Annotated in this window: 34 protein-coding genes; 26 read left to right on the forward strand and 8 right to left on the reverse strand. The window is 51.7% G+C overall.

The window, feature by feature from the left end; genetic code table 11:
• Window positions 1–140 precede the first annotated feature (140 nt).
• From H6G62_RS03270 to H6G62_RS03335, 13 genes are all read left to right on the forward strand, one after another.
• Window positions 141–974, forward strand: a complete 834-nt coding sequence (locus tag H6G62_RS03270) for a Cof-type HAD-IIB family hydrolase (RefSeq protein ID WP_190492682.1) — start codon at window positions 141–143, stop codon at window positions 972–974.
• A 103-nt stretch (window positions 975–1,077) separates the two neighbouring features.
• Window positions 1,078–1,248, forward strand: a complete 171-nt coding sequence (locus H6G62_RS03275; RefSeq protein WP_190492683.1) for a ssl1498 family light-harvesting-like protein — start codon at window positions 1,078–1,080, stop codon at window positions 1,246–1,248.
• 322 nt (window positions 1,249–1,570) lie between these two features.
• Window positions 1,571–3,814, forward strand: coding sequence for a hypothetical protein (locus tag H6G62_RS03280; RefSeq protein ID WP_190492684.1), 2,244 nt, complete (start codon window positions 1,571–1,573; stop codon window positions 3,812–3,814).
• A gap of 445 nt (window positions 3,815–4,259) precedes the next feature.
• A complete protein-coding gene (gene ppsA / locus H6G62_RS03285) occupies window positions 4,260–6,785 on the forward strand; it encodes a phosphoenolpyruvate synthase (RefSeq protein WP_190492685.1) in 2,526 nt (841 codons plus the stop codon).
• 320 nt (window positions 6,786–7,105) lie between these two features.
• Window positions 7,106–7,528 (forward strand): hypothetical protein, encoded by a 423-nt coding sequence (locus H6G62_RS03290; RefSeq protein WP_190492686.1) that lies wholly within the window; start codon window positions 7,106–7,108, stop codon window positions 7,526–7,528.
• Window positions 7,529–7,580: 52 nt separating this feature from the next.
• Window positions 7,581–9,026: a hypothetical protein gene (locus H6G62_RS03295; RefSeq protein ID WP_190492687.1), complete on the forward strand. Its 1,446-nt coding sequence runs from the start codon at window positions 7,581–7,583 to the stop codon at window positions 9,024–9,026.
• 304 nt (window positions 9,027–9,330) lie between these two features.
• Window positions 9,331–9,528 (forward strand): DUF2283 domain-containing protein, encoded by a 198-nt coding sequence (locus tag H6G62_RS03305; protein ID WP_190492689.1) that lies wholly within the window; start codon window positions 9,331–9,333, stop codon window positions 9,526–9,528.
• On the forward strand, window positions 9,525–9,776 hold the full coding sequence (locus H6G62_RS03310) for a hypothetical protein (protein ID WP_242051804.1): 252 nt from the start codon (window positions 9,525–9,527) through the stop codon (window positions 9,774–9,776). Before H6G62_RS03305 ends, H6G62_RS03310 begins: the two co-directional genes overlap by 4 nt.
• A 65-nt stretch (window positions 9,777–9,841) precedes the next feature.
• Window positions 9,842–10,141, forward strand: a complete 300-nt coding sequence (locus tag H6G62_RS03315) for a DUF2442 domain-containing protein (RefSeq protein ID WP_190492690.1) — start codon at window positions 9,842–9,844, stop codon at window positions 10,139–10,141.
• Between the two features lie 44 nt (window positions 10,142–10,185).
• Window positions 10,186–10,440 carry a hypothetical protein gene (locus H6G62_RS03320; protein WP_190492691.1) on the forward strand — a complete coding sequence of 85 codons (255 nt, stop codon included), beginning with the start codon at window positions 10,186–10,188 and terminating at the stop codon, window positions 10,438–10,440.
• Window positions 10,437–10,781: a type II toxin-antitoxin system RelE/ParE family toxin gene (locus tag H6G62_RS03325; RefSeq protein ID WP_190492692.1), complete on the forward strand. Its 345-nt coding sequence runs from the start codon at window positions 10,437–10,439 to the stop codon at window positions 10,779–10,781. The genes H6G62_RS03320 and H6G62_RS03325 overlap by 4 nt, the downstream gene beginning before the upstream one ends.
• Window positions 10,782–10,798: 17 nt before the next feature.
• A complete protein-coding gene (locus tag H6G62_RS03330; RefSeq protein ID WP_190492693.1) occupies window positions 10,799–11,008 on the forward strand; it encodes a DUF4926 domain-containing protein in 210 nt (69 codons plus the stop codon).
• Window positions 11,009–11,081: 73 nt separating this feature from the next.
• Window positions 11,082–11,351, forward strand: coding sequence for a hypothetical protein (locus H6G62_RS03335; RefSeq protein ID WP_199324705.1), 270 nt, complete (start codon window positions 11,082–11,084; stop codon window positions 11,349–11,351).
• Between the two features lie 61 nt (window positions 11,352–11,412).
• On the opposite strand, the gene H6G62_RS03340 is transcribed toward H6G62_RS03335, so the two are convergent.
• The 6 genes from H6G62_RS03340 to H6G62_RS03365 form a co-directional block, all read right to left on the reverse strand.
• Window positions 11,413–12,243, reverse strand: coding sequence for an HNH endonuclease (locus tag H6G62_RS03340; RefSeq protein ID WP_190492694.1), 831 nt, complete (start codon window positions 12,241–12,243; stop codon window positions 11,413–11,415).
• Between the two features lie 372 nt (window positions 12,244–12,615).
• The gene (locus tag H6G62_RS03345; protein WP_190492695.1) at window positions 12,616–13,065 is read right to left on the reverse strand and encodes a hypothetical protein; all 450 of its coding nucleotides are present in this window, start codon (window positions 13,063–13,065) and stop codon (window positions 12,616–12,618) included.
• 146 nt (window positions 13,066–13,211) lie between these two features.
• The gene (locus H6G62_RS03350; RefSeq protein ID WP_190492696.1) at window positions 13,212–13,838 is read right to left on the reverse strand and encodes a hypothetical protein; all 627 of its coding nucleotides are present in this window, start codon (window positions 13,836–13,838) and stop codon (window positions 13,212–13,214) included.
• Between the two features lie 518 nt (window positions 13,839–14,356).
• Window positions 14,357–14,746: a type II toxin-antitoxin system VapC family toxin gene (locus H6G62_RS03355; RefSeq protein WP_190492697.1), complete on the reverse strand. Its 390-nt coding sequence runs from the start codon at window positions 14,744–14,746 to the stop codon at window positions 14,357–14,359.
• 2 nt (window positions 14,747–14,748) lie between these two features.
• Window positions 14,749–14,973 carry a DUF2281 domain-containing protein gene (locus tag H6G62_RS03360; RefSeq protein ID WP_199324706.1) on the reverse strand — a complete coding sequence of 75 codons (225 nt, stop codon included), beginning with the start codon at window positions 14,971–14,973 and terminating at the stop codon, window positions 14,749–14,751.
• An 86-nt stretch (window positions 14,974–15,059) separates the two neighbouring features.
• A complete protein-coding gene (locus H6G62_RS03365; RefSeq protein WP_190492698.1) occupies window positions 15,060–15,281 on the reverse strand; it encodes an addiction module protein in 222 nt (73 codons plus the stop codon).
• Between the two features lie 212 nt (window positions 15,282–15,493).
• Here H6G62_RS03365 and H6G62_RS03370 point away from each other — a divergent pair, with 212 nt between their 5' ends.
• From H6G62_RS03370 to H6G62_RS03405, 8 genes are all read left to right on the forward strand, one after another.
• Window positions 15,494–16,192: a hypothetical protein gene (locus tag H6G62_RS03370; RefSeq protein ID WP_190492699.1), complete on the forward strand. Its 699-nt coding sequence runs from the start codon at window positions 15,494–15,496 to the stop codon at window positions 16,190–16,192.
• A gap of 6 nt (window positions 16,193–16,198) precedes the next feature.
• A complete protein-coding gene (locus H6G62_RS03375; RefSeq protein ID WP_190492700.1) occupies window positions 16,199–16,396 on the forward strand; it encodes a DUF2283 domain-containing protein in 198 nt (65 codons plus the stop codon).
• A complete protein-coding gene (locus H6G62_RS03380; RefSeq protein WP_242051805.1) occupies window positions 16,393–16,644 on the forward strand; it encodes a hypothetical protein in 252 nt (83 codons plus the stop codon). Before H6G62_RS03375 ends, H6G62_RS03380 begins: the two co-directional genes overlap by 4 nt.
• Before the next feature lie 121 nt (window positions 16,645–16,765).
• The gene (locus tag H6G62_RS03385) at window positions 16,766–16,963 is read left to right on the forward strand and encodes a hypothetical protein (protein WP_190492701.1); all 198 of its coding nucleotides are present in this window, start codon (window positions 16,766–16,768) and stop codon (window positions 16,961–16,963) included.
• Entirely contained in the window at window positions 16,947–17,276 is a 330-nt protein-coding gene (locus tag H6G62_RS03390; RefSeq protein ID WP_190492702.1) for a type II toxin-antitoxin system PemK/MazF family toxin, read from the forward strand. Before H6G62_RS03385 ends, H6G62_RS03390 begins: the two co-directional genes overlap by 17 nt.
• A gap of 19 nt (window positions 17,277–17,295) precedes the next feature.
• Window positions 17,296–17,604, forward strand: a complete 309-nt coding sequence (locus H6G62_RS03395) for a hypothetical protein (RefSeq protein WP_190492703.1) — start codon at window positions 17,296–17,298, stop codon at window positions 17,602–17,604.
• A 60-nt stretch (window positions 17,605–17,664) separates the two neighbouring features.
• Window positions 17,665–17,955 carry a nucleotidyltransferase family protein gene (locus tag H6G62_RS03400; RefSeq protein ID WP_190492704.1) on the forward strand — a complete coding sequence of 97 codons (291 nt, stop codon included), beginning with the start codon at window positions 17,665–17,667 and terminating at the stop codon, window positions 17,953–17,955.
• Complete coding sequence (locus tag H6G62_RS03405; RefSeq protein ID WP_190492705.1) at window positions 17,945–18,286, forward strand: HepT-like ribonuclease domain-containing protein; 342 nt, start codon at window positions 17,945–17,947, stop codon at window positions 18,284–18,286. The genes H6G62_RS03400 and H6G62_RS03405 overlap by 11 nt, the downstream gene beginning before the upstream one ends.
• Here the strand turns inward: H6G62_RS03405 and H6G62_RS03410 are convergent, their stop codons facing one another.
• Window positions 18,287–18,502, reverse strand: a complete 216-nt coding sequence (locus H6G62_RS03410) for a hypothetical protein (protein ID WP_190492706.1) — start codon at window positions 18,500–18,502, stop codon at window positions 18,287–18,289.
• 246 nt (window positions 18,503–18,748) lie between these two features.
• Here H6G62_RS03410 and H6G62_RS03415 point away from each other — a divergent pair, with 246 nt between their 5' ends.
• Together H6G62_RS03415 and H6G62_RS03420 are read left to right on the forward strand one after the other, a co-directional pair.
• On the forward strand, window positions 18,749–19,027 hold the full coding sequence (locus H6G62_RS03415) for a hypothetical protein (protein WP_199324707.1): 279 nt from the start codon (window positions 18,749–18,751) through the stop codon (window positions 19,025–19,027).
• Between the two features lie 261 nt (window positions 19,028–19,288).
• On the forward strand, window positions 19,289–20,461 hold the full coding sequence (locus tag H6G62_RS03420) for a transaldolase (protein WP_190492707.1): 1,173 nt from the start codon (window positions 19,289–19,291) through the stop codon (window positions 20,459–20,461).
• Between the two features lie 161 nt (window positions 20,462–20,622).
• Here the strand turns inward: H6G62_RS03420 and H6G62_RS03425 are convergent, their stop codons facing one another.
• A complete protein-coding gene (locus tag H6G62_RS03425) occupies window positions 20,623–21,333 on the reverse strand; it encodes a hypothetical protein (RefSeq protein ID WP_190492708.1) in 711 nt (236 codons plus the stop codon).
• A 177-nt stretch (window positions 21,334–21,510) separates the two neighbouring features.
• Here H6G62_RS03425 and H6G62_RS03430 point away from each other — a divergent pair, with 177 nt between their 5' ends.
• From H6G62_RS03430 to H6G62_RS03440, 3 genes are all read left to right on the forward strand, one after another.
• Window positions 21,511–22,341, forward strand: a complete 831-nt coding sequence (locus H6G62_RS03430) for a sulfite exporter TauE/SafE family protein (protein ID WP_347239280.1) — start codon at window positions 21,511–21,513, stop codon at window positions 22,339–22,341.
• 210 nt (window positions 22,342–22,551) lie between these two features.
• Complete coding sequence (locus H6G62_RS03435) at window positions 22,552–24,048, forward strand: circularly permuted type 2 ATP-grasp protein (RefSeq protein ID WP_190492709.1); 1,497 nt, start codon at window positions 22,552–22,554, stop codon at window positions 24,046–24,048.
• 260 nt (window positions 24,049–24,308) lie between these two features.
• Window positions 24,309–25,670: a HAMP domain-containing sensor histidine kinase gene (locus tag H6G62_RS03440; protein ID WP_190492710.1), complete on the forward strand. Its 1,362-nt coding sequence runs from the start codon at window positions 24,309–24,311 to the stop codon at window positions 25,668–25,670.
• Window positions 25,671–25,685 lie beyond the last annotated feature (15 nt).

The following is a 25,685-nucleotide window of genomic DNA, read 5'->3' on the forward strand; positions in this document are numbered from 1 at the left end:
GTTATACGGCATTCCCCTAGGGTTTGGGCGGTCGTGGTGATCACAGTTCATAGTTCGTTGTTCACAGTTCGTTTCTAGAGTTCGTTTCTAAAGCCAGGGATAATGGGCTCAATCACAGACTTGGCGCAGGGAGAGGAACGATGGCAAAGGATATTCGGCTGCTAGTGTTAGACATTGACGGCACCCTAGCGGGGGAATCCAACCAAATTTCGCCACGGGTGTTGACGGCCATTCAGGAAGTCCAAGGGCGTGGCATTGCCGTGGCCATTGCCACGGGGCGCATGTATCAGGCGGCTCTGCGGTTTCACCAAGCCGTGGAATCTACCCTGCCGCTGATGGCCTACCAAGGCGCGTTCATCAAATGTCCCCGTACCGACACCCTACACCGCCACACCCCCCTCCCCCGTGCCCTCGCCCTCGATCTGCTGGCCTACCTCGCTCCCATGGAAGCTCAGCAGGATTTGTCGATTCACCTCTACATCGACGACCAACTCCATGTGCGGGCCGTCATCGAAGATACCCAAGCCTACGCGGAACGGTCGGGGGTTGACCCCTTAGCGGTGGGGGATTTAGCCACGTTGATGCATCGCCAGAACCACCTTGAAACCACCAAATTGCTGGCCCTCAGCGGCAATACTGCGTTGATTAGCCAAATTTTGGCCGATTTAGAGCAGCGCTACGCCAGCGATGACCTCTACCTCACCCGTTCGGTGGATTACTTCGTGGAGGCCACCCATCCCCTGGCCAACAAAGGCGAGGCGGTGCGCTTTGTGGCGGAGGATCTGCTCGACCTCAAGCCTGACCAGGTGATGACCGTGGGCGACAACTTCAACGATCTAGAAATGTTGCGCTATGCCGGGGTGGGGGTGGCCATGGGCGAGGCGCCGATTCCGGTGCAGCAGGCGGCGGACTGGGTGGCCCCCGGCGTGGAGGAAGACGGGGTGGCCGTGGCCATCGAGCAGTTTTTGCTATAGCCCACCCGTCACCGCTGGCCATTTGGCAAGGGTGGATCCCCTGCCGCCGATCCTGTCGAACCTTTGCTAAGCTAGTTAAAGTTTTAGGTAAGGATGCTTAACTATGCCCTACACCACTGAAGAAGGCGGACGCCTGAATAACTTCGCCAACGAGCCCAAAATGTATGAGGCGGAACCCCCCACGGCTAACCAAAAGCGCAACTACATCATCCTGGGCGGTCTGGCGGCGGCGCTGGTGGTAGGGCTGTTTGTGGTAGCCATCTCCGTTTCGTAATCGCCAGGGGTCTCGACCCTTGAACCTGATCAATACGACGCAAAAGGGGGCAAGTCCTAGGGGAGTTGCCCTCTTTTGCGTGGCGTGATTGGGCTGCGTGGGAGGATGTTGCCCTGGTTGACCGACCAACGATTCTGCGCTGGACGAGGAGACCTCGCCCCTACCGTCTGGAGATAATGGTAGGGGTCAGGTCTCCTGACCCGTTGACGCATCTGGGTGCTGAGCAGGGTTGTCCGTCCAGTCATCTTTTGCCTTGGGGTATGGTGATCTTTATAGATCCGATCCTCGGTTTCGTTCCTCGGTTTCGTTCCTCGGTATGGTGATGGCTGCATCCTCGGTTCCCCAACCTGCCCAAGGTGCCCCCAACGGATGGCCGCGCTGGTGTGAGGGGCCAACGGGCAGCGGTAAAACTACCTGGTTGGTGGATCAGCTTTTGGATTGGGCTAACCCGGAGCGTCCCTCCCCCCTGGCACCGGGGCAAACGGTGCTGGTGTTTGCGGCCATTGGCGACAATCGGCTCAGTTTGGCGGACTATCTCTCTAGCCGCATCCAGGGGCGAATTCCGCTGGTCACCACCACCCCCAGCGGATTTATTCAGGATGAGGTGACGCTGTTTTGGCCGTTACTGGTGCCACACCTGGGGCCAATGCCGCAGTTTCCGTTGCAGCTTCGGCCCGAAAATGAGGAGGAATTTGCCACTCGCTTTTGGCAGGAACGGCTACGGGATGGGTCGATGGGGGTTGAGGGCTGGTCGGAGTCCCAGATGGTCAGCCGTGCCCTGGATTTTTTCAACATGGCGGCTTCAGCGACGATTCCCGCCGAGGACTTGCCGACCCTGTTGCCGGAGGGAATCCCCGCCGGATTTGCCCCGGAGGCGGTGTGGCGCACGGTGGGGGAGGCGTTGGTGGCTTGGCGTGACTGGTGCCTGAATCACAGCCTGCTCACCTACGGGGTGATGACCGAACTATACTGGCGCTACCTGCTGCCCCATCCGCTCTATCGCGAAAAATTGCTGGCCCGCTATGGGGGCGTTTGGGTGGATGACCTAGACGAGTATCCTGCTGTGGCCGCTGAGTGGCTGCGGCTGTTTATCGACCAGGGCCACCCGGTGGTGATGACCTGGAACCCCCAGGGCAAGGTGCGCCTGGGGGTACGCAGCGACCCAGATCGGTTGGAAACCCTGCGGGAGATCTGTGCGGTGGTGGAAACCCTGCCCCTGCCGGAGGGCACCCTAGCCAACCCCTGGGCCGATACCGTGGTGGAGTGGGTGGCCAATCCCCTGGCCTTACCGACGCCCTTAGATCCGTTCCATAGTCTGCAAACCACCTCCAGGGGGGCACTACTGCGGCAGGTGGGGGAGGTGATTGCCGAGGCGGTAGCGGCAAAACAGATTACCCCTGGGGAGATCGCCATTGTGGGGCCGGGGCTCGACACCATTGCCCGCTACACCCTGGCGGAAATTTTGTTGGGTCACGGCATTCCCGTTGCTTCATTGAACGATCAGCGGCCCTTAATTCACTCACCCCTGGTACGGGCCTTGTTGACCCTGATCACCTTTGTCTATCCCAATCTAGGCCACCTGGCCGATGCCGACTCGGTAGCGGAAATGCTGGTGGTGCTCAGCCAACGGCCCCAGTCCCCCGATGTGGCCCCCTGGTTCGACACAGTGCAAATTGACCCCGTGCGGGCGGAACTGCTGGTGGATCACTGCTTTGCCCCCCAGTTGGATCGGCCCCAACTGCTGCCCGTGGAGCGATTCGAGCGCTGGTATCGCCTCGGCTATAGGGCCACCCAATGCTACAACCACCTGCGCCAGTGGATTGCCCAACAGCAGGAGCAACAGCAGCAGCGGTTTATCCCTGGGGTGGTGGGCTTTTTGGATCGCGCCATCCAAACCTTCTACGGCGGCGGGCACCATCTCCCGGCAGACCAACTTACCGCCCTGCGAGAACTGGTGGAAACCGCCCAACAATACTGGATGGTGGATAGCCAACTGCGCCAACGCGAACCCCAAGCTCCCCGGCGGTCGTCCTCCGCCCGCTACCCCAGCCCTGTGAGTGCCAGTTCCGTGAGTGCCAGTCCCGTTAGCTCTGCCCACTTTAGCCCCCCCACCGCCCAGATTCTCACCGAAAAAAGCGCCACCGAGCGGTTCATTACCCTGCTGCGCCAGGGCACCGTGGCCGCCAACCCCTACCCCGCCCAACCCATTGACCCCGCCCAGCAGGGGGTCACCTTGGCAACGGTGTTCCAGTACCGTTTGCAACGAATGCGCCACCGCTGGCACTTTTGGCTGGATATCGGTTCCCCCCGCTGGCTGGCCGCCGATAGTTTGTTTGGCTTCCCGATTTTTCTCTCCTCCTACGCCGGACGCCCCTGGCGCAGCGATGACCTCGAAGCCCTCCACCAAGCCCGCCTAGACCGTACCCTCCACGACCTCCTAGGCCGCGCCACCGAACGGGTTTTCCTCTGCCATAGCGATCTCGCCGTCAGCGGTCAGGAACAGGTCGGCCCCCTACTCACCCTTCTCTCAGCCGCCAACCCAGCGACCAGCGACGAGGAAGCCTAGATCCGGCCCGTTTACCCCCAGCCTCAGCGGGCGGGGCAACCCTGGTTGACTGGCACAAGGATCCTGCGTCGGGCGAGGAAACCTCTCCCCTACAGCGTGAGGCATGGGATATTTTCTATAACTTTTGCTAAAACAATTTGCTTTTATAAAAGATTAAGACTTGAAACGAAGACCTTAAATAACCATGTCATTGTAGCGACATTTACCAAAGCAAATTCTACGATAGGGAAGTAAAGCAAAATTTATGGCTTTACCTCCCAGCGAAGGCGCTTAAGAGCTATTGGAAACAGCTTTTGGGCTGGTTTTTGGTGTCGTTATTTCGTGTTTTTGCCCAGGCTGTCTCAACATCTTTTCAGCCTTTAGCCGCTACGTTTTGACCGTGTTTTCGTGCATTTGTGGTGTCTAGGCATTGCAGATCAAATCCTATTGCGTTTGGAGACTTATTATGGTGCTATCTCATCGTCCAGAAGGCAACCTCTCCAGTCAACACTCTAAGGAAAACTCCTTTATCCTCTGGTTTGAGGAAGTCGGCATCGATGATATTCCTCTGGTGGGCGGCAAGAATGCCTCTTTGGGGGAAATGATTCAGCAGTTGGGTTCCAAGGGCGTGAACGTGCCCACGGGCTTTGCCACCACCGCCTTTGCCTACCGCTACTTTATTGAAAAGGCCGGACTGGAAGCGCAACTGCGGGAACTGTTTGCCGAACTGGATCTCGATGATGTGCTGGATCTGCGGGCACGGGGTAAGCAGGCTCGTTCCATGGTGATGAACACTCCCTTCCCCCCCGAACTGGAAGCGGCGATTAGTAGCGCCTACCTGCGGCTGTGCGACCGCTACGGCCAAGATCAGGAATTCTGTGAGCGCTTCGAGGGCGAGTATGCCGATGAGTGCCGCAAGTTCTCCAGCGATCTGGATGTGGCGGTGCGTTCCTCGGCAACGGCGGAAGACCTGCCCGATGCCAGCTTTGCCGGACAGCAGGAAACCTACCTGAACGTCCACGGCGTAAAGGGCGTGGTGGAAGCCTGCCACAAGTGCTTTGCGTCGCTGTTCACCGACCGGGCCATCTCCTACCGCCACCAGTACGCCGAGCGGATTGACGGCTTCGACGAATTTTCCGTCGCCCTGTCCGTGGGTGTGCAAAAGATGGTGCGGTCTGACCTGGCCACCTCCGGCGTGATGTTCTCCATTGATACGGAAACCGGGTTTAAGAACGCTGCCCTGATCACCGCCGCCTACGGCTTGGGCGAAAACGTGGTGCAGGGGGCCGTCAACCCCGATGAATACTTTGTCTTCAAGCCCACCCTCAAGGATGGCAAGCGCCCCATCCTTAACAAGCGTCTGGGCAGCAAAGAGATCAAAATGATCTACGACATCGGCGGCGGCAAGGAAACCAAGAACGTACCCGTGGCCGAACCTGACCGCAAGAAGTTCTGCATCAGCGACGATGAAGCCCTCATCCTCGCCAAGTGGGCCTGCATCATTGAAGACCACTACAGCGCACACCGGGGCAAAGAAACCCCGATGGACATTGAGTGGGCCAAGGACGGCATGACCGGGGAACTGTACATTGTGCAGGCGCGGCCTGAAACGGTGCAGTCCCAGAAATCTGGCAGCGTGATCAAAAACTACAAGCTGCAAGGCACCAGCGAGGTGATCACCACCGGACGGGCGGTCGGCGAAATGATCGGCGCAGGCAAGGCCCGCGTAATCATGGATGTCCACCGCATCGCTGAGTTCCAAGAAGGGGAAGTGCTCGTCACCAACCGCACCGACCCCGACTGGGAACCGATCATGAAAAAATCCAGCGCCATCATCACCAACCAGGGTGGGCGCACCTGCCACGCCGCCATCATTGCGCGGGAAATGGGCATTCCGGCCATCGTCGGCTGCGGCGATGCCACAGAGGTGATCAAGCCGGGACAGGAAGTGACGGTCTCCTGTGCCGAGGGTGAAGAAGGACGGGTTTATGCCGGGATGGTGCCCTTCGAGGTGATCGAAACGCCCCTGGATAACCTGCCCCGCACCCGCACCAAGATCCTGATGAACGTGGGCAACCCTGAAGAAGCCTTTGGCCTGTCCGCCATTCCCTGCGATGGCGTCGGTCTGGCCCGGTTGGAATTCATCATCGCCAACCAGATTAAGGCTCACCCCCTGGCCCTAATGAACTTCGATAAGCTCGAAGACAAGGCCGCCAAGTGGGAAATCTCCCAACTCACCGCCAACTACGACAACAAGCCAGAGTTCTTCGTAGACAAACTGGCCACGGGCGTAGGGATGATCGCCGCCGCCTTCTATCCCAACCCCGTTGTCGTCCGCATGTCGGACTTCAAGAGCAACGAGTACGCCAACCTAATCGGCGGTCGCGAGTTTGAACCCCACGAAGAAAACCCGATGATCGGCTGGCGCGGCGCATCCCGCTACTACGATCCCAAGTACACCGAAGCCTACGGCCTAGAGTGTAAGGCGATCAAGCGCGTCCGCGATGACATGGGCCTCACCAATGTCATCCCCATGATTCCCTTCTGCCGCACCCCCGAAGAGGGCAAGCGCGTGCTAGAAACCATGGAAAAATACGGCCTCAAGCGCGGCGAAAATGGCCTGGAAGTCTACGTCATGTGCGAGATTCCCAGCAATGTCATCCTGGCCGACCAGTTTGCGGAAGTCTTCGATGGCTTCTCCATCGGCTCCAACGACCTCACCCAGCTCACCCTGGGTCTGGATCGCGACTCTGCCCTGGTGGCCCACATCTTTGACGAACGCAACGCCGGGGTGAAGGAACTGGTGCGCCAAGTCATCACCCGCGCCAAAGCCACCGGACGCAAGATCGGCATCTGCGGACAGGCCCCCAGCGATTACCCAGAATTCGCCGCCTTCTTGGTGGAACTGGGCATCGATTCCATCAGCCTCAACCCCGACACGGTGTTGAAAACCATGCTGGAAATCGCCAAAACCGAAGACCGGGTGGGCTAGGGTTACGCTCTTGCTAGGCTGAATAGCTAACCTCTGGGGTGGGTGTGGTTTAGGCCATGCCTGCCCCTTTGGTCTCTGGCTATACTTGTATCTGACTTTAGTGTCAGCGCAAGGAATCGACCTTTCTGGCTTTGCAATCAAATGTATAAAAAGATACTTTTTATGATGTCAAGGTCTATGCATCGGAGCATGACATTTCATACTTGTAGCGAATGAGGTGTAGTTCATTTATTACATGGGTCATGGTTGATGCCACTTAGTTTCATTTGTTATGATCAGGCTCAAAGAATCCAGACAATCTGGGAATCAGGGAAGTTACCATGCCTAATGACAAAAGCCATCAATCAATCAATATTTCTGGAAGTCAGCTTAAAAATAATCAGTTTGGGCAGTCAGGCAGAGATCTGACTCAGAATCAAAGAAATTCTGACGATATCCAGGCCGAAATTAGGCTTGAGGATATTATTGCACTCTTTAATCAGCTTAAGGATTTGATTAACTCTGCCGAAATGCCCCCCGAAAAAGCATCACGCTCTTTGAGCTATGTGGAAATAGCAGAAGAGGAAATAAAAGGACAAGAAGGCAATAAAGATTTTGCGGCAGCAAATCTAAAGAGGCTGGTTTCAACCTTGGAAAATACAGATAAGGCAATGGAATCTAGTCAAAATATTCTAGAAAAAGCGAAGCCATTGCTGATGCCCATATTCAAATATTTAGGATTAGCAGCGGGGACTTTTCTTTAGCCTCAATCTTGCCTCGCATTAAATTTGTCAATGAAAATCAAAGTGGATTGAAATGCACAACGAAAATTTTGAGCAAAGCATTGATATTTCTAATTCTTCAGTCGAAGGTAGCCAGTTCTCGCAAGCTCAAAGGGATTCAATTCAAAACCAAGCAAGCTTTCAAGGCAATAATAATAACCACATCACTAATGTCTGGAACACGCTTGTAGGCCCATCTTTAGAGGAGGTTACCGCCTTCCTAAATCAATCCTTTAAGTCTTTGGGGAAAGCCATAAAGCAGAATGATTATCACAAAGATATTATTTCTCTTAAGAGAGAACAGATTCAAAATGAAATAGATTATCACTACTGGCCTTTTAATATCAGCAGGAGTGATATCTGCGATTTATTTTTATCACAAACCAATAAGCTTCTAGTTCTTCCGGCTCCGCCTCAGATTAGCGTGGAAAATCCCTTTTCCACGCACTTTGAATCAATCCGAAGTAAGAATGAGTATAAACTTGATATTTTAGCCAAAAAGTACTATGCGCTCAGTAGTCGGAATAATACTGTTCTTTCAGATAAATCTGATTCTGCAACCTGTCTAAATGTTTTCAAAGAGCCCATAGACAAGGCTCATGCATTTATATTTTGCAAGAATTTCTCAGGCATTCCCCTCCTCATCTTAAATAGTCAAATAAATTATGACGAGGTTTACATATACGTCACTATGACCTCTCCTATGCAGGAGATTAATTCTTCTGAAGAAGAGGATAAAAAGTTTGTTTCGGTAGATCCTGTGCAATTTTCTCTAGCAGCTTTTAACTGGAGAGAAGTGTATAACTCCCTAAAAGTTGATCACGATCACCATGAATGCATTAAACAAATTTTAGATGCAATAGTGACAATGCATGAAGCAGCCTTAGTTTGGATGTCAGATCTTTATTGCCTAAGAAAAGGCTGGAATTACGATTCATATCATGATCCTCACTTTTTCAAATATTTTGATGAAAAAAAGACTCCTGATTACTTGAAGAGTTGGCTAGAGCCTTTTCATCAGTCACTTTTGCGTTTGAGTGATTATATTCAAGCCCAATTATTGAAAAAGGAAAAGGATAAACAGGAACAACTTCACAGAGAGCAACAAAAAACCTACCAAGAAGAGACGGTGACACATTCTGGACAAGATGGCTACGGTGCTTTTCTTAGCTTGCTCGGGATGATTGGAGGAATCATCTTAGCTTCTTTATTACTTTCGTTAGCAACAGGATCTCAGCCGCAAAAACTAGACGCTGACCAGGAGCAATCTTATTTGAATGACCTTAACAATGCTATCGAGCATTGGGATATACAGACTTCTCAGAGGAGTATATCTTATCTACGTAGAAGTGAGGATCCTTGTGTCTCAAATCTTGCCATTATGCTTCAGAGGAGTCTAAATCATCATGGAGCAGAAGGATTTAGGAATTTTGAACCTATAAAAAATCAATTAAGCAATCAGTTTGGTTGTGAATTTTGATTTGTGATCCTGGGGTTAGTCATAGAAACTTTTGCGGTGCTGACATTGGCCCAGAATAACTACTTGGTTTTCATCATCAACTTTATAGCGTAGACGATAATCACCCATACGAATACAATACTCAGCCCCCATACCCTTAAGCTTCAGCGCACCATCCGGGCGTGGCTCCTCCGCCAGCAGCCGTATTTTCTTGAGAACGCACTGGTAGACTTGCTCCGGCGATACACAACACTGCCTCATCCTAGTCAGGCATAATGGGAGGTAGGTACATTATTGTCATCCCCCTAAAGTCTGGTAAGAGACTATGGACACCCTAAAGATCTACTACGACGAACTTGGCAAAACTCTAACCGTCTGGTTCGGTGATCCATCCGAGGAGTTTATTGCCGAAGAAACTGGGGAGGAGGTGCTATTGATGAAGAATCATGCTGGTACCGTGATTGGTTTTGAGCGCTTAAACTATGAACCGACCAAAGACAAAATTTTCAAAATCGAAGAATGATGCAGCTAAAACCGCGTGACATCGCCATCCAAAACAGCACACTCAAAGTTCTAATCCAAGAACTTGGTCAAGAATGTGAACGGGTGATGGAGCTAATTTCACAGCTTCAGTTATCTAACTTGCAAGAAGACCAAAAAATCGAAATTCTTTCTGGCCTAATTGTCTCATCCATCCATCTAAGTAGCCATTGCGACGAAGCTTTCCAAGGTTTACTGGCAGATGAAATAGACCATTTATCAGAGATTTAACTTGCAGCTTTGGGGATACGTAGCGTTCCTAATGTCTATTCAAAAGGCCATTCTGGAGGCTTGGCATGACTACTTTGACCCTTGAAACAGAACCCCTTGCGGTAGCAATCTCCTTTGAAGCTGACAAGCTCATCGTTGAACTTGCTGACGGTCGCAGTCTAGTTGTGCCTTTGGTATGGTATCCCCGTCTTATGCATGGATCTAAGCAAGAAAGGGCCAACTGGCAATTGTTGGGTGAAGGATATGCCATCGAATGGCCCGATCTCGATGAGCATATTGGCATGGAAGGCTTACTCGCAGGTCGTCGCAGTAGCGAAAGCCAACGTTCCCTCGACCGCTGGCTCCTTAGCCGCCAAGAAAAATAAAGCCAAGGCTACAATTGTCCATAGGTTATTTCCGCTGGTGCTGTATGGCCATCCTCATCTCTCTACCCCCCGACCTTGAAGCCAAACTTCAGGCCAAGGCCGAACGCCAAGGACAAGACATCGCCATTGTCGCCGCCGACCTCCTCAGCGACATCCTAGAATGGGACGACGACGACAATGAAGCCGCCATCCAAGGCATCCAGAAAGGACTAGATGACTTTGAAGCAGGGCAGTTTCGTAACTTCAGCGACTTTGCCGCCGAACAGCGCCGTAAATATGACTTGCCTCCTAACCCATGATGTATCAAGTCGAAATTTCCAGCGTCGCTGAGGCTGAAGCTGATCAGGCATTTTTATGGATGGCCCAACAGATTTCTCAAGAGGCCGCTAAACAATGGTATCAAGGTTTACTTCAGGCCATTGAGTCTCTAGCCAAAATGCCAAGACGTTGCCCACTGGCACCAGAGAACAGTGCTTTTAGTGTAGAAATTCGGCAATTGCTATACGGCAAAGGACGGGGTAAATATCGAGTCATCTTTACTATTGTCGAGGATGCCAATAGCCTTACGATTCGTATTCTTCATATTCGCCATTCTGCTAAACAAAGATTAAATGATAGCTCTTTGGATGAAACCAACTAGATTTATCCTTAAGAACTATGAAAATCTTAGACACAGTAGCCCTAACCCAAAATCTACCCGATCTAGGTTTATACAAAGGCCAAGTTGGCACTATTATCGAAGTCTATGAGCCAACGGTCTTTGAAGTGGAGTTTGTTGACCTCAATGGCAAAACCTATGCCGTTGAAACCCTTGAGGCTAGTCAACTGATGCAGCTTTACTATGCGCCCTTGCCCCAAACAGCCTAGATGATAGAGCGACACAAAACTTTAAGTTTCTATATCAAAGTTGCTCAGCCGTCTTGGTAGTCGAGATGGGGATATGGGTAACATAGGAACAGTTCCCCTCACCAGAGCTATGGCACAGGCCACCGACGACAACCCCAATATCAACCCCATCCAGGCGGCGCAAATTCTGGAGGAGATCCGAGCACTACGCCAGGAGGTGGAAGCGGCCAACCAAAGCACCAATGCCTTTAACCAAAAGTTTGGCACCTACCAAAAGGCAACCCAGTGGGTGGTTCAGCTTGCTTTTAGCCTCATTGCGGTGGCTGCGGTGACGGTAATTGTTTCGACGGTGGTGGGAAAGTAGTGAATTGTTAGGAGTGAAGCGAGTACTCAGTATAGATTTCGCTGTACTCATCTACTCTATATCATGTTTTTTCAATGAAGCGATGATAATGTTCAGCAAGTAACACCCCGTCTATAGTATTTTTAGCGATCTCTATTTGCTTTAAATACTTACCTTCAAGCTCCATATACTGAATATAATCACGCAGAGATGGATGGATGTGGATCACCAAGTCTGCATCTATTGCAAGTAAATACAAATCAAATAGAGTATGAAAGTCCGCTCTAAGTAGAAGACCATTAGATATATGATTTGTTCCATTTTCGGCGTACGGATGGATATGTGCTGCTTCTAGTGTGTCTTTCACAGAACAACCTGAAATTAGACAGCAACCATATCGATCAATAAGATTCCTCCTGAATCTAGGCTGTCCTTGCCTGATTGCAATAGATTTAAGAAGTCTTTTTCTTTGCTCTACTGGATTTTCTTTTTCACAAAAAGGAAATTCCTTGTTATCTATTCTAGAAATTTCTTCTTCTAACTCCGGCGATTCCGAATAATTTTCCTGAGAAAAGCTTTCTATAAGTTGCCTGATTGAATCAGGAATTGAATAGAGAAATGTTCTTCCTTCATCTGTAACTGTCCAAATCCTACTTTCTTTATCCAAACTCTTTCCATCAGATTTAACTCTTCCTTTGTGTAAGAGTCTTCCAATAGAAAGCCCTGAAATCTTATCAGTCCATGTATCACCATTTTTTCCAGGTTTATATATCTCTGGAATTCGATATTTCTTTCTCAGGCGCTCGGCTATAAACTGGTTGCTTGCACTTCCTCCAGCGTCTATAATTTCTCGCAAAATCTCATAACCCAAAACGTCTTTTTGACGCTCTTTTGAAATCTTCTCCCAGTTCATATAACCTCTAAAAGTTCGTAGGATGCGTCAGTAATCTTCAGGATGCACTAGCGACAGCGTAACGCATTACCTCGATATAAATTGCCTCTCACCAGATCTCCCACTGTGGAATGGATTAGCAAAGCGTAATCTATTCCACGATGGTATCGGGGTTGATTGTAAACATTTTTGTGATCCTGAAATTTGCCTTAAATAACCACTTAGTTATCATTGCAAACTAGCTCTTCCGGGTTCAGGATGAAGAGACTCGGCCTTAACGCACTATCTTTAGAGGACACCTCGATTAATTGCCTTATTCTGAATCAGAAGAGCCTGAAGCTCCAGTCATTTTAGACTGTTCAGATGCCCAGTAATTCAATTAATTAGGATACCCTAGAAAGAATCAATTATAGCATTCTTGATAGAGTCGATGTAAGCATCTAGCTGTTGAATCTCCTGGCCATTACTATTTGTGCCAATTTTCTTGACTCCATCACCAACAGCCTTGCCAACGCCTGCCGCACCAATGCCACCTATTAGTGTAATTGCACCAGCGATTGCCGTAGGTGGAAATAGCATTAAAGCCACACCTGTAGCCATTGCAGCTAATCCAGCACCCCCAGCCGCTACTGTGGTGATCTCACCGCCTGTTTGAGTGTTATTCATGGCTCTTTGGCATTGAACTTTTGCAGATTCAAAGCCTTCAATAACTAGCTTTGCTTCCTGCACAGTCATACTAATTCCTTTCCATGAAACTGGTGTTACCTCTGGACGTTCACCTACTTCAACACGATGTTGTTCCAACATTTGATTTACAAGGTCAACTGCGGCAGTAAGATTCATAAGATATGTCCTCGAATGATCTAGCTTGTAAGTAAAGTCAGCTATGAAATACAGAGTATCCTTTTCTTAGCCTTTCCCCTAGCTAGAGTTGTATTTCTACTGACTAGGAGCAAAAGAAATCCATGTTGCCAATGGATTAGGGATAATTACCGTTTGCAACTACGCTTAGATGAGAAATGGTGTACTAATATTGCCCCACTGACGGCTAGATAACCTCCAGTATGGGTGTAAGTCTCCTTGGCGTTAATCAATCCGATATTATGGGTTCTTGAACCATAGGAATCCCTAGGGGCTGTTTCGTAAACTAAACCAACACCCATCATCAAGATGCCGACAGCAAACATAGACCAGCTTACTAAAATCATGAAGATATTAGGCCCAGTCTCAGAACTTGATTGTGCAGTAGATTGGCTAGCCGCAATTGGCGTATTGATTCTAGTCAATTGCTGATTTACTGAGGTCGTATTGGAGCCAGACAATGAAAACGGGTTCGTATCTTGACCGTCCTTAGATAAATGTGCTTTCATTTGCCACTCTGGCTGCCTACCAGTTTCCCGGCCATAGAACTTGATTAGATCTAGGCCAGAAATATCAAGACTGCATAAGGCATCCATAATTTTCTGTCTCAGGCTTTCATACTCAGCGCTTTTACCATGTTGACGGTTAAGCACGATAGTTAATTGAGAACCAGATGAACTAACTTGGGGGGTAATATCTTGTCCAGTTAGTGCAGAACTGATTGCGGACTTAATTGGAGCCAGATCGATAGGCATAGTCAAATTCTCTCGCTCATGCGACAACTAGTAGCAGGCGCTACCTTGCTTGAGTTGTAGCTCTTAGGATACGTTATGCTATTGCTAAAATATCTATTTTTTGCACAGCATAGATGACGCTTTGCTAATTCACGTCATACCCCAAAAGACCACACCAATTATGGTGTAGTGAATACGTTATCGGTTCAGCGACCAAGAAGACAGACCAAACGACTAGGCTCAGTAGACGCTTGAGTCTCTGAGCGTTGGCAGATGAACATTAAGCACAACTCATCTACCTATTTAAGAATACCCGCATGGGCAGAAAATCAACTTCTTGCAAAACTAAAATCAATGCTTCTTAGGATATGCTGACAATAACGCAACACTCCAACATCTATCAGAATTTTTCTTCAAAAAACCTCCACTGTATGGATGACGCTACACTAGTCAATCCCACAGTGCTTCTGGGGTTAGCCGTAAACATTTTTCGGTGCTGACATCAGTCCAAAATAACCACTTGGTTTTCACTGTCAACCTTACTGAGGTTCCCAGAGGCGCTGGATCGGGTAGGCATCCATCTGGCTATCCTGGCTGACAAGGAACAGATTATGATTGATAGCCTGGGCAATAAGGATTCTGTCAAAAGGATCACGGTGGTGCAGAGGCAACGATAGATAAACCTCCAAGGCTTTGAACGTGATAGGCAATGACGTAATACCCAAGGCTACCAAGTTAGGCTCAAGGGTGCTAAACGGGGCAGAGAGAGCGAGTTTACCAATGTTGGCCTTAATAGCAATTTCCCAAAGAGAAGCAATGCTGACAAAAACAGTGGGAGTAGTTTCAATTTGGGTGCGGGTAAGAGCAGGGAGTCGGGTATCGTTATCGAGAAACCAGATCAGAGCGTGGGTATCAAGCAAGAGGGTCATGGCTACATGTAGTCTTTGAGATCTTCTAAAGGCGCGTCAAAGTCATCAGCCATGGTGAACATTCCTTTCATCGTTCCAGCTTGGCGATATTGCCCAGGCGATGCCTCAGAGGATAGATTTTTTTCATATTTAGCCGCTAGATATTCAGCATAATGAAGGACTTCTGTTTGCAAATCTGGAGAGAGTTTCTCAATCGTTTCAATTAACTGACTCGATAGCATCGACATTCTCCCTAGAAAGAATCAGAGTTTTCTTTGTGGGCTTAGACTTGGCCTTGGTCTTAATATCAGATCATTGCCCCTGGATAAAATTTTTATAATTCTAATCGACCTTTCACCACTTCCCAAGAAGAGCCTATTTTTGGATCTGCCTGATATTGCTCCAACCGTCGATCAAGTTCCTGGGTTTGTGCATCGGTCCACGGCAATTCATCTGACTCAGCCAGAATACTATCCCAAAGATCCTCAGCTAACTGAATACGCTCCGCCACACTAAGCTGAGAAATCTCCATTTTCAGCAGCGGATGGCCACTCATCACAAAACCTAGCAGAACAATGCACCTATCTTAACTTCATTGTCTGCGGATTGCCTCAGTTCAACCCAAGCGTCTAAGCCAAGGCTACAGATGTCTATGCCTAACAGCTTCCAACATAGCTACCGTGGATAACACCTTATCCCATGCCCCTGTCTCATCCTAGTCAGGCATAATGGGAGGTAGGTACAGCATTGTCATCCTCCCAAGCATCCATGGCAGACCCCGTTACCCTTCAGGATATCTACGACCTCTTCAAAGCCTCCCAGGCCGACCTCCAAGCCTCGCGAGAAGAATTTGATCGTCGCATGGCAGAATCTAAAGCCGAAGCAGAGCGGCAGATGGCAGAGGCTAAAGCCTCGCGAGAAGAATTTGATCGCCGTATGGCAGAAGCTAAAGCCGAAGCAGACCAGCGCATGGCGGAAGCTAAAGTCGAAGCAGATCGGCGTATGGCAAAATTGGAAGAAATTGCCGCCAACACCAGCCGGGAAGTAGGGCGTTTGGGTGATCGTTGGGGCACCTTCGTTGAGAACTTGGTTGAACCAGCGGTATTGCGGTTATTTCAAGCACGAGGCATAGACATTCAAACCACCTATCGCCGAGCCAAATCCACCCGTCCCGCCGCCCGAATGGAAATTGATATTCTGGCCATTGATGGCGATGTGGCCGTAGCGATTGAAGTCAAATCTCGACTCACCCAGCAAGATATCGATGACCTATGTGAAAAGCTTCAGAAATTTAAGCTTGCCTTCCCAGCATACGCATCCCATCGAATCTATGGAGCCGTTGCCGCCATTGAATTTGTGCAAGACGTAGACCGCTACGCCTACCGCAAAGGTCTATTTGTCATTCGCCAGTGCGGCGACTCTGTAGAACTAGCCAATGATGAGAGCTTTCAGCCTAGAGCCTGGTAATCGATCATGAAGACTTTGAAAATTTACCACGACAAACTTGGTAAAACCCTCACTGTCTGGTTTAGCGATCCATCCCAAGAGTTTATCACCGAAGAAACTGGGGAGGAGATTTTGTTGATGAAGAATCAGGTTGGCACCGTGATTGGCTTTGAACACTTAAACTATGAACCGACCAAAGACAAAATTTTCAAAATCGAAAAATGATGCAGCTAAAACCGCGTGACATCGCCATTCAAAACAGCACACTCAAAGTTCTAATCCAAGAACTTGGTCAAGAATGTAAACGAGTGATGGAGCTAATTTCACAGCTTCAGTTATCTAACTTGCAAGAAGACCAAAAAAACGAAATTCTTTCTAGCCTAATTGTTTCATCCATCTATCTTAACAGCCATTGCAACGAAGCTTTTCAAGATTTACTAGCAGATGAACTAGATCGTTTATCCGATACTTAGCTTATTAGAATGAGCTAGCGACAGCGCACGAATCTGCTTTATTTTCCCCTCGTTCTAATCCAATGAGCTACATTCCTAGATACCCTAGGATAAAATTGAGACATTACTTTTGGTGGCAACTATGTTAAAAACCCTATGGACCACAGTTCGGCAAGGCAAGATTGAACTCCTGGAATCAGAAGAACTCCCAGAAGGCGTAAGAGTTCTTGTCACCGTCCTCCCCGACGACGAAACTGAATTTTGGCAAACCGCCAGCCAACCCTCCCTAGATGCCGTTTGGGATAACACCGAGGATGATGTCTATGCCGAACTACTCTAAGCACGACATTATCTTAGTCCGTTATCCGTTCTCAGACCTGTCCGCCTCAAAAGTAAGACCTACTGTTATCGTCAGCGCACCCCATCCATCTCAAGACCTTTTTATTACACCCTTGACCAGCAAAATAAATTCACTGTTGGCCGGAGAATTTATCCTGTCTAACTGGAAAGAGTCCGGCTTAAATATAGCAACAGCAGTTAAAAGAGGTGTGTACACAGTTCATAAAAGCTTGGTGTTCAAGGTCATTGATCAGCTAAATACTGCTGATGCTAATCAGCTTGAAGAATCCTTGCGATACTGGTTTGGTCTGTAGTTTATACGAATGATGCCGTATGGCCATCCTCATCTCCCTACCCCCCGACCTTGAAGCCAAACTTCAGGCCAAAGCCGAACGCCAAGGACAAGACATCGCCGTTGTCGCCGCCGACCTCCTCAGCGACATCCTAGAATGGGACGAAGACGATACCGAAGCCGCCATCCAATGCAAGGCATCGCAAGTAAATCAGCGTATAGCTACCGTTAATCAGGATTCTGATAATCATTACAATTCAACCCAGTGGATGATGCCGCTTTCCTTTATTCTCATTGCCATTGCCACAATCACCGTCATTGCTTCAAGAATTTTTGACACACTAAGCTAGTGATCTATAAAAATACCTATGGCGAGATAGATTGTTTATCTGACCAATAGCGAGTTAATCATGAAACGACAAGATGTCCTAACACTAATTCAGTCACACCAAGCTCATCTAGAAGCTCTTGGTGTCAAAACCCTAGAGCTATTCGGTTCTGTTGCCCGTGATGAAGCTGGCCCCACTAGCGACGTTGACTTTTTAGTTGAGTTCAGTCTAGAACCCACCTTATTCGATCTATTCAACGTGCAGCACTACCTAGAAGATATCCTGGGTTGCTCTGTAGATTTAGGCACCCGCGCCGCCCTCAAAGCCCACCTTCGCATTTCCGCCACCCAGGAAGCGATCCGTGTCTTCTAGAGACTGGCATCTCCGCATTTATGATATTTTGTCCGCAATGCAGTCTATTCAAACTCTCACAGAAAATCTGAGTTTTGAAGACTTTGCGTCAGACGAAATCCTAGTTAAGGCTGTGCTCTATGACTTCATTGTTATCGGAGAAGCATCAGCCAACGTACCCGCTAGTGTTCAAGAACAGTATCCCAATATCCCCTGGCGATCTATGAAAGATATGCGAAACATCGCCGCCCATGAGTATTTCCAAGTAGATCTGCCAACAGTCTGGCGAACAATCAAGAAAAGCCTACCTCCCCTTGTCCAGCCCCTTTTAGACTTGTCAGAATCTCAATAACTAAAGCGCATCATAGATGGCATCATCTTCACTGTAACCCGCCAAAAACTGATCCGCCGCCATAGTTTGCCACTCAACCGATTCCTCTTTTTCAAAATCCTCCGGCACCAGCACAATCACCCTCGCATAATGCCCCGCCAACTGCACCAGGGCCGCTTCCGGCAGCTTCAGTTGCCCATCAGCCAAAATTTCCCCGGCAAACTCGTAGGCTTTCACAGTCTCCCTCAATTATGGCTAATAGGATGCGTTAGCCCTAGCCTAGCGCATCATCGTTGTGTAAACAGCCTAACGACATAGGACACAACGCTATCCTATTCTAGTCAGGCATAATTGCAGGTAAGCGCATCATTGTCATCCTCCCAAGCATCCATGGCAGATCCCGTTACCCTTCAAGACATCTACGACCTCTTCAAAGCCTCCTAGACCGACCTCCAAGCCTCGCGGGAAGCATTTGATCGGCGTATGGCAGAATCTAAAGCCGAAGCAGATCGCCGCATGGCGGAGTTGGAAAATATTATCGCCAACACCAGTCGCAAAATAGGGCGCTTAGGGGATGATCGCTGGGGAACCTTTATCGAAGATTTAGTCGAACCATCGGTATCACGGTTATTTGAAGCGCGAGGTATAGACATTCAAACCACCTACCGTCGGGCCAAATCCACCCGTCCCGCCGCCCGAATGGAAATTGACATTCGGGCCATTGATGGCGATGGGGCCGTAGCGATTGAAGTCAAACCTTGATCTTCAGGGTTGATCTCCGGGAGGTTCAGTTGTGAGGGCGGTTGAATCGTCATGCCCCTTACTCTAAGGTTTACCCCTTCAGGCGTCAAAGCTTAAGAAAACCCGCATAGGTTTGGGGAGGACAGTGGCGGGGAAAGCGGCTATGGCATTCTGATGGCGTTAATGGGGCGTTAACAACGGCCCAAACCGCTGTGATTACAATAATGTGGACAGCAACGGGGGGCCACCCCTCTCACCGTCTCACCATTCCAGGAGAACATCATGGCCAGCCTTTTAGAGCAACTTCGGCAAGTCACCATTGTGGTGGCCGACACCGGGGACATTCAAGCCATCGAAAAATTTACGCCCCGCGATGCCACCACCAACCCCTCGCTGATTACGGCGGCGGCACAGATGCCCCAGTATCACCAAATTGTGGATGAAACTCTGCTCAAGGCCAAGGCGGATGCGGGTTCTGAGGCGTCGGATAAGGACATTGCCAACCTGGCGTTTAATCGCTTAGCGGTGTCCTTTGGTCAGCGGATTCTCGATATTATTCCCGGTCGGGTCTCGACGGAGGTGGATGCGCGACTCTCCTACGATACCGAAGCCACCATCGCCACCGCCCACAACATCATCGATCAGTATGACAAGCTGGGCATTGGCCCGGATCGGGTGCTGATTAAAATTGCCTCCACCTGGGAGGGCATCAAGGCTGCTGAGGTGTTGGAAAAAGAAGGGATTCACTGCAACCTGACATTGTTGTTTGGCACCCACCAAGCTATCGCCTGCGCCGAGGCCGGGGTAACGTTGATTTCCCCCTTTGTGGGCCGTATTTTGGACTGGTACAAAAAGGAGACTGGGCGCGAGGAATACGCCCCCCACGAAGATCCCGGCGTGGTGTCTGTGACGCAAATCTACAACTACTACAAAAAGTTTGGCTACAGCACTGAGGTAATGGGAGCTAGTTTCCGCAACATTGGCGAGATTACGGAACTGGCGGGCTGCGACCTGCTGACCATTTCGCCCCAGTTGTTGGCCCAGTTGAAAGGCACCGAGGCCGATCTACCCCGCAAGCTTGATCCTGAGAAAGCGGTGACCCTGGACATCGAGAGAATCCCCATGGATGAGGCCACCTTCCGCACCATGCACGAGGCCGACCGTATGGCCAAGGAAAAGCTAGACGAGGGCATCAAAGGCTTTAGCAAGGCGCTGGAAACCCTGGAAGACTTTCTGGCCACCCGTCTCGCTCAGCTTACCCAGGGCGAAATCATGATCACCCACGCCCGCGATGACCTGTTCAAAGCCTACGATCTGGATGGCGACGGCTTTATTACCCGCGAAGAATGGCTCGGCACCGATGCCGTGTTCGATGCCCTTGATTCTGACCACGACGGCAAACTCTCCGTCCACGAAATTGGCGTTGGCCTGGGGGCGGCATTCCAACTAGCCTAGGGCAGGTTCCGTCGCAGGAAAGGAGAACCCAGTGGCGGTAGTAGCCCCACCGGTCCGAAGGGCGTCCTTCGTTCAACCCGTCACACCCTAGGTCGATATCGTCCTTGCCCGTCTCAGCTAGGACGATATGGATCAGGGTTAATCCGGTCTGTGGCCATGGCCTAGGGCGAAGCGCTGACCGTGGGTTTGGTGAGGCGGCGTAGGCGTTGGGTATCGGCCCAGGCCAGCCCCTTGAGAAAGTAGATTAAGCTGGTAATGGTGGCGAGAATTAAGTAAAACAGGCGAATACCCCAGCCCGCCCCGTCAAAGATCATGGAAAATACGCCCGGTTCAATGCCGCTGAACCGGGTGAGTTCTGCGCGAAACCACCGCTGATCTTCGGTCATGCGCTGAAGTTCGGCCCCGGTGGCGGGTAGGAGAGGCATCCGGGTGGTGGTGCGGTAGTATCCCCAAAATCCGGTGCTGCCGCTTTCTCGCTCTAGGGCAATATTGGCGGTGTCGATCACCTGCTGGCGAGGCAGATCAGACTGGGCGGAAACCTGATCGAGCCACAGTTGATACCGTAGCCAGTAGCTACTGAAAAAGATCAGCGGAAAAATCACCACTAGGGCCAGAGTTTTAAGGAGGAGCGGGCTTTTGGACGGCAAATGACGGGAAGCGGCCCCCAGCCCCCAGCCCAGTACGGCAAACAGAGGAATGACGCTCAGTTCTACGAGCTCCAGGCTTTTGATCCACCCTCCGGCAATGGGAAGGGGGTGCAAAAAGGTCTCAGCGGCCCAGGTAATGGCCAACCGAGCCAGCAACACCAGGGCCACCACCAAGATGACCGTGATAACGTAGCGAAGCGTCGCAGACTTGAACAATCGAGCCATGGGCTTAGTGACAAACGTTGCTAGATAATAGCTAAACTTTGACGATGCCGTCTCGATCCAGCGGCTTCCTTTCCCATGGGCTAAGGGTGGAGACTGCGCCAAAATTGAGGTGGGGGAGGCTGGGGCTGGTGCGGCCCGCCGCCTGTCCAGACCCTTTAGGCCAAGCATGAGGACATTGTGGGCGACGTTGTTCTGTTACTAGGGGTGGGCACCTTGGCCGGGGTGTTGGCGGGGTTTTTGGGCATTGGCGGTGGCACGGTGATGGTTCCAGCCATGGTAGCCCTGGGGCTTTCGGGGGTGGAAGCGGTGGGCACCAGTACCCTAGCGATTGTGATCATCTCCTTGGGGGGGAGCCTACAAAACTGGCGCATGGGCTTTTTGAAGGTGGGTAACGTGCTGATGCTGGGCCTACCCTCAGTGGGTACGGCCTTCGTGGGTACGGCCTTAGCTAGCCATATTCCTGAGTATCTACTACTGGGGATTTTCGGCCTCTTTCTGCTGGTCAATATCTATCTGATTGGCATCAAAAAGCAGGTTGTCGCCCAGGCGGCGTTGCAAGGTGCTGATGCTACGGAGGATCCCGACTCGACCTTAACGTTAGCCGTAACGCCAGCCCCAGCGCAACCGACGAACCCTGTCCTAGCTCGAATGTTGATTGGCGGCATCGCCGGATTCTTGGCGGGGTTGTTTGGCGTTGGGGGTGGTGTGGTGATGGTGCCCCTGCAAATTTTGCGGCTGCGGGAGACCATCAAAACCGCCATTCAAACCAGTCTGGGGGCGATTGTGATCACCGCCCTTTCCGCCTGCGGTTGGCACACCCTCCAGGGCAATGTGGTGCCGATCACCGGAGTGCTGCTAGGGCTAGGGGGGCTGGTGGGCGTGCAGGGCAGCACCCGCTATTTGCCCAAATTGCCGGATGCCATCGTCACCCTCATGTTTCGTGGGCTGCTGGCCTTTTTTGCCCTATTTTTCTGGTATCGGGCCTGGGGCAGCTTCACGGCATCCTGAAGACGGCCTGATCTGAAGGTAGGGCGTCCTAAAGGTAGGGTCTCCTTAAGTCGTAACCTAAGCTACAGCTTGGAGGCCACATCACCCAGTACAGATGAAAACTATTGTGTAATCGCTGGCAGAATCTTGTTTCGCTCAGCGTACCGTTGAACGGTGGGGCATGACCACGTTGCGTCCCCCGCGCTATCTACCCCTAGGGAGGTTGCACCTGTGCTATTCGATGCCTACGACCCCGGCGACTTCTACGATGAACTGTTTGTGGGCCAGGGCCAGCCGCGCCCGGAGGCAGATCTGCTGATTAAACGGGTGAATGCCCTGTCATTGGTAGAGTTGCAGCAGCGTCAGGAGGCCGTCCAAAAGACCCTGTTTAAGCTGGGGGTCACCTTCAACGTCTATAGCGACACCCAAGGCACCGAGCGGATTTTTCCCTTCGATGTGATTCCCCGCATTGTTCCTGGCCACGAGTGGGACTGGCTAGAAAAGGGCCTGAAGCAGCGCATCCAAGCCATTAACTGCTTTCTTCACGATGTTTACAACGATCAAAACATCCTCAACGATGGGGTGATCCCGCGCCATGTGGTCGAGAGCGCACCGGGATTTCTGGAACCCTGCATGGGCCTGCAACCGCCTAACAACATTTGGTGTCACATCACCGGAACGGATCTGGTGCGCGACCGGGATGGCACCTGGTACGTGCTGGAGGACAATATGCGCTGTCCCTCCGGCGTGTCCTACGTGCTGGAAAATCGGCGGGTGATGAAGACCACCTTTCCCCACCTGTTCTCGGCCATGGATATTGCGGCGGTGGACGACTACGCCAGCCAACTGCTCGAAACCCTGCTTAACCTCGCCCCCGAAACCCTGATCAATCCCCGCGTGGCGGTGCTCACTCCGGGCATGTATAACTCCGCCTACTTCGAGCATTCCTTCCTGGCTCAACAAATTGGGGCGGAACTGGTGGAGGGGCGCGATCTCGTCGTCTCTGACGGCTACCTGAAAATGCGTACCACCAAGGGGCTAGAGCGGGTGGATGTAGTCTATCGCCGCATTGATGACGACTTTATTGATCCCCAAGCCTTCCGGCCCGATTCGCTGCTGGGGGTGCCCGGTTTGATGGAGGTCTACCGCGCCGGACGGGTAGCCATTGCCAATGCCCTCGGAACGGGCGTGGCCGACGACAAACTGGTCTACGCCTACGTGCCCCAGATGATCCGCTACTACCTCGACGAAGATCAGATCATCCCCAACGTGCCCACCTTTTTGTGCGAAGACCCCACCCAGCAAGCCCACGTCCTCAGCAATTTGGACAAGCTGGTGGTCAAGGCCACCAATGCCTCCGGCGGCTACGGGATGCTGGTTGGCCCCCACGCCACCGAGGAACAACGGCTAGAATTTGCCGACCGCATCCGCGCCAACCCCAGGGGCTACATCGCCCAGCCCACCCTCTGCCTTTCCCGCGTGCCCACATTAATCGACGGCGGCTTTGAAGGCTGTCACGTCGATCTGCGCCCCTATATTCTCTACGGGCAGGATATTTACGTGAACCCCGGTGGCCTCACCCGCGTTGCCCTAAAACGCGGGTCCCTCGTGGTCAACTCCTCCCAGGGCGGCGGCAGCAAAGATACCTGGGTGGTGCGTTCCATAGATGCCAATGGCCAGTCCCAAGGTCAATTCCAAGGCCGATCCCAAGGCCAATCCCAAGGGTAGCCGTCCGCCGCTCGTCACCAAGGGGCTATCCTCCCCGCAGGCCAACGGAGAGGCCAAGGTCGCCCCATAAACCCTTCACCGTTCCTTTAGGAAAATGCGGAGGGTATCCAAACGGGGGCGATAAAAATTGGCAATATTACGGATACCCCCAGGCAGACCAAACGTTAGGCTATAGGCAGTCAGGGGGAAGAAAAACCCTCAACTCACAGGATCCTCTCCCCCTGGCTAAGGATTCAGGGTAGTTGTTCATCCCCAGAGCCATGGCATCTGATCATCCCCCCGTCATGTTTTCCGTGCGATCACCTGGGGAGGAGCGAACATCCACCGCAGCCAGCCCCACAGATCGTCAAACCGTGGCCTGTCAACTGCTGCACACCCTTACCGCTAGTTTGAATACCCCCTACACCCTGCACCAAGTCACCGAGGTGCTGGGTTCTCAGTTGGGAGCCGATAGCTGTTTGGTGTTGTGGCACCATCGGCCCACCGATAGCATCGCCTACACCTACTGGCAAAGTGATATTCTCGCCCAGCTTTGGCAACTGCCCAGCCTGGGGCGTTCTCCCCAATCGGCCCTACAGCATCGGGTGGCCGAGGGTTTGATTCAAGCTCTGTCCACGCCCCAACTCAGCCCAGCCCCCTTCCCGTGGGAGGAGGGGCTAATGACCCTGGCTCAGGATCCGGGTCAGGGGAAAGCGGGGCTATCGGCCATGAAGGTCTATCGCTCCATGGCCATCACCGCCGTCCCCGACTGCGAAGGCGTGGTGCTACTGCTGAATCGTCGCCGCCGTCCTGGCTTGGCCCTGGAGGAGGCGCTAACCGTCAACCTGGCCAGCGTGGTGGCCATTGCTCTACATCAGTACCACCTTCAGCAGCAGTCTCAGCAGTGCAACGAACAACTGCGTTACCTGAATTACCTCAAAGAGGACTTCCTCAGCACCCTCAACCACGAGCTACGCACCCCCCTCACCAGCATGATGTTGGCCATTCGGATGCTGCGACGACCGGATTTGACCCCAGAACGGCAGGCCATGTACCTGGACATTCTGGAGCAGCAGTGCAGCCGCGAAACCAACCTGGTCAACGACCTGCTGATGCTACAAACCGTTGATGCCGGGGCCAGCCGTACCCAACTCATGCCCGTGGATTTGGGGCAGGTCTTGACGACCCTCGCCCAGGAATCCCAGGCATCCCTGGCGGCGGCCCAGTTGTCCATGGTGGTGAAGGTGCCCCAGGAGGCGGTGCGGGTGCTGGCCTCCGCAAGCCACCTAACGCGGGCCATGCAAGAATTGATGACCAACGCCTGCAAGTATTCTGCTCCGGGCAGCACCATCACCCTTTCCCTGGCCCAGCCCAAGGCCACCGATGCCAAGGCCACCGTGCAGATCAGCAATGTGGGGGCGGGCATCCAGGCCGACGAACTGCCCCATGTGTTTGAAAAATTCCGCCGAGGCCGCAACGCCACCAAGGACGCCATCCCCGGCACCGGAACCGGACTGGCCCTAGTGCGGGGGCTGCTGGAACAGATCGACGGCACCATCACTGTCACCAGCCAACCTCTTGGCGATCAGCTTTGGCAAACTTGCTTTTCCCTGGGCTTCCGACGCCATCAGCCTGCGGCCTAGGTTCCGTGTGAGAGC

The organism is Phormidium sp. FACHB-1136 (assembly GCF_014697375.1).
Taxonomy (GTDB): domain Bacteria; phylum Cyanobacteriota; class Cyanobacteriia; order Phormidesmidales; family Phormidesmidaceae; genus Nodosilinea.